This window comes from Mesorhizobium sp. M7A.F.Ca.CA.004.04.2.1 (assembly GCF_004022825.1).
Classification (GTDB): domain Bacteria; phylum Pseudomonadota; class Alphaproteobacteria; order Rhizobiales; family Rhizobiaceae; genus Mesorhizobium.
Genome location: NZ_RZPH01000745.1, coordinates 1 through 3,082, shown reverse-complemented (window position 1 = coordinate 3,082; position 3,082 = coordinate 1). Strand labels below are relative to the sequence as shown.

Genomic DNA, 3,082 nt, shown 5'->3' with positions numbered 1-3,082 from the left:
TTGCGACGAGCGCCGGTCGGATGACGGGCCGGACGATCATCATCATCACCTGCAAGGAACTTGCGCCATCGACTTTCGCCGCCTCGTCGAGTTCGACCGGGACATCTGAAATCGCGTTCACCAGGATGACGAGCGCAAGAGGCGCGTTGACGATGGTCAGGATGAGCCCGAGCCCGATCTGCGTATCGAGCAGGCCCAGCCACTGATACATCATGTAAAGCGGGATCGCGAAGATGATCAGCGGTACGGCGCGAAGGTTGATGACGATCGGCAGGACCAAGCGCTTTCCCGCCTCGCTACGCGCGATCGCATAGGCAGCCGGGAACGCGAGCACGATCGCAAGGCCGGTTCCGATCAGCGCCGCCACGGTGCTGTTCAGCAGGTAGGCATAGATGTTGAAGCGGCTGGTCTGCGTCAGAACCTCCAGATAGTTGTCGAGCGTCGGTTGGCTGATCCACAAACCGGGGTTCGTCGAAAGCTCGCGCTGGCTTTTGAGCGATGTGATCAGCGTCACGATAATGGGGAAATTCATCGCCAGCACGGCGATGGCAAAAACGATCCAGCGCAGTGCCCTGACCATCGTCAACGCTTCCTGCGGCCGGCAAGCCGGTTAAGGCCGTGGAGAACGATGAACGACGCCAGGAACAGGATAACCGAAGCGGCGACCGCCTTGCCGATAGCCCCTTCCTTGAAGAAGGCCTGATAGATGTAGATCGACAAGGACGTCGTTGAACCGCCAGCGCCACTGCCGGTCAGCGCATAGACATTGTCGAACACCCGGAAACCGTCGATGAAACGGATGAAAAACGCGATGACCAGCGTCGGCTTCATCAACGGCAGGTCGATCCACCGAACGATCTCAAACGGTGATGCGCCATCGAGCGAGGAGGCTTCGCGCACGTCGAGCGGTATGGCCGAATAGGCCATGTAGAAGAGCAGGAAGGCGAAAGGCGTCCATTGCAGCGTCTCCACGACGACAAGGGTGCGGAAGGCATTGTTGATGTCGAGGAAGGCCGGGCTGTCGCCAAACCATTCGAAGAGATAGTAGGGGACGGGGCCCGCGAATTCATGCAGCACCAGCCGGTACATGAGACCGACCATGGCCGGCGCGACCATAAGCGGCAGCATCAACGGCGCCATCAGGACTGGTCGCTTGCTCAGAAGCGGCGCCAGGAAGATGGCAAGGAAAAGGCCGATCAGACATTCCGCTGATGCGGTAAGAATACCGAAGCGCAGAGAGAACCAGGCCGAGCTCCAGAATTCGCGGTCGTTCAACACCGCGACATAGTTGGCGAAACCGCTCAACACCGGACTGCGCAGCGTCTCGAATGTGACGGTCGAAACGGAATAGATCAGATTGACGATCGCCGGAAAGCCGAGGAATAGCAGCAGGAAGCCGACCAGCGGCGTCAGATACATCCTGCCTTCGGCACGTGTCACAAGGGCCATGTCGATCCGCCAAACGCGCCGGACACCGAGCCTCGACCCGGCGTCCGGCAAATGGTTCATTTCTTGAGAAGGACCTGCATGCCCGCCTTGGTGTGGGCGAGCGCATCCTCGAGGCTCTGCTGGCCGGACCAGTAGCCGGTGAACTCCTTTGCCTGCAGCTCATAGACCGGGAGCGCACTCGCGGACGTCGCTCCGGTCATGACATAGCCGTACTTGCTGGCGAATTCGCCGAGCTTGACGAGGTCGGGACGTTCCTTCGCAACCTTGGCCACGACATCGGGAGACAATGCCGGCGAACCGCCGCTGCGCGCATAGAGCAAGGCCGCATCCTCGGTGGCGAGCCACTTCAGGAACTTGACGGCGCCTTCTTTGTTCTTGGCGTTCTTGTTAAGGCCCAAACCAAGGCCGCGGATATGATCGGCGCGTCCGTCGGGACCTGCCGGTGGTGCGACGATCCCGGTCACCTCGGCGACGGCCGGGGATTTTTCGGTGCTGGTCAGATCCGCCGCCGCGGCATTCCACTGCAGCGCCGTCGCGGCCTGGCCGGATGCGAAGGCCGCGTTGGTTTCCGCATATTCGTAGCTCAGCGAATCCTTGGGCGAAGACCCAGCATCATAGAGTTTCTTGTAGAGCTCGAGGGCGGTCTTGTAGGCATCGGAATCCACCGTGACATTGCCGTTCTTGTCCATCCAGTCGCCGCCGTAGGAGCGCGGCAGGGACTGGAAGACCATCATGTTGAACAGCAGGTTCTTCATCTGCAGGACCGTGCCATAACGCACCGGGCTGTCGGGGTTCACCTGCTTGGTGAAATAGAGGGCGGTGGCCGCCCAGTCGTCCCAGGTCCAGCTGTCCGGGTCTTTCGGCTGCAGCGGCTTGCCGAGATATTTCTGGGCGATTTCACCATAGGTCTTCTTGGCGGCGTCATCCCCGATCAAGGCGTCGATGAGATCCTTGCGGTAGTACATGAAGTGCAACGAAAGGTCTGTCGGCACGCCGTATTGCTTGCCGTCGAACTGCATCGTCTTGAGAACGGATTCGCCGAAAACCTTGGCCGCGTCCGCGCCAAGATCGACCGGCTCCATATAGGGCGCGTAGCGACCGAGCGAGTAGGTGGCGACGAGGTTCACGTCGAAGGCACTGGATCCGGCCGCCATGTCAGCCTGCAGCTTGTCGTAAAAGCCTTCCCGGTTGAAGAACAGCAGCTCCACCTTGTCGGCATCGCTGGCCTGCTTGTTGTAGGTTTCCACGGTTGCCCGCAGTGCGGTTTCCTCGGAGCCGCCAGGCCAGCCGAGCACGGTCACGGTTGCGTTGGCAAAGGTCGGCAAAGCCGTCCCCGCAAGGAGGGTGGCCATAAGCGCAAAAGATGTCCTGCTCAATTTCATGATCGTTCCCTTCTTTTTGATGATTTTTGCATGGCATGACCGGGCGCCGTTACCTTGCCCATTCGGCGAGATCGGCAACACCGATGACGCCGGCGTGGCCTCCGAGCTTCGCCGCCACGAGATCGGGGGAAAGGCGCGGCGGGACCTCGCTCAGATGTGCGCGCACCCGGTCGAGATAGCCTTCTGCAAGACCGATGCTGCCACCGATGACGATCGATTTCGGATCGAACATCATCTGAATGTCCCGGCAC

4 protein-coding genes are annotated in these 3,082 nt (G+C 60.4%); all 4 read right to left on the bottom strand.

The window, feature by feature from the left end; translation table 11 throughout:
* Positions 1-580, bottom strand: a 580-nt coding sequence (locus EN893_RS26245; RefSeq protein WP_164901111.1) for a carbohydrate ABC transporter permease, incomplete at its 3' end; no start/stop codon positions are given.
* Positions 581-582: 2 nt separating this feature from the next.
* Positions 583-1,449 carry a sugar ABC transporter permease gene (locus EN893_RS26240; RefSeq protein WP_127267078.1) on the bottom strand — a complete coding sequence of 289 codons (867 nt, stop codon included), beginning with the start codon at positions 1,447-1,449 and terminating at the stop codon, positions 583-585.
* Between the two features lie 56 nt (positions 1,450-1,505).
* Positions 1,506-2,801 (bottom strand): sugar ABC transporter substrate-binding protein, encoded by a 1,296-nt coding sequence (locus tag EN893_RS26235; protein WP_245490910.1) that lies wholly within the window; start codon positions 2,799-2,801, stop codon positions 1,506-1,508.
* A 79-nt stretch (positions 2,802-2,880) separates the two neighbouring features.
* Positions 2,881-3,082: ROK family protein (locus EN893_RS26230; protein WP_128361889.1), on the bottom strand; the 202-nt coding region annotated here is incomplete at its 5' end.

Bases quoted from the DNA above. Each gene is read 5' to 3' on its own strand.
- EN893_RS26240 (WP_127267078.1), bottom strand. From the start codon at position 1,449: ATGGCCCTTGTGACACGTGCCGAAGGCAGGATGTATCTGACGCCGCTG.
- EN893_RS26235 (WP_245490910.1), bottom strand. From the start codon at position 2,801: ATGGCCACCCTCCTTGCGGGGACGGCTTTGCCGACCTTTGCCAACGCA.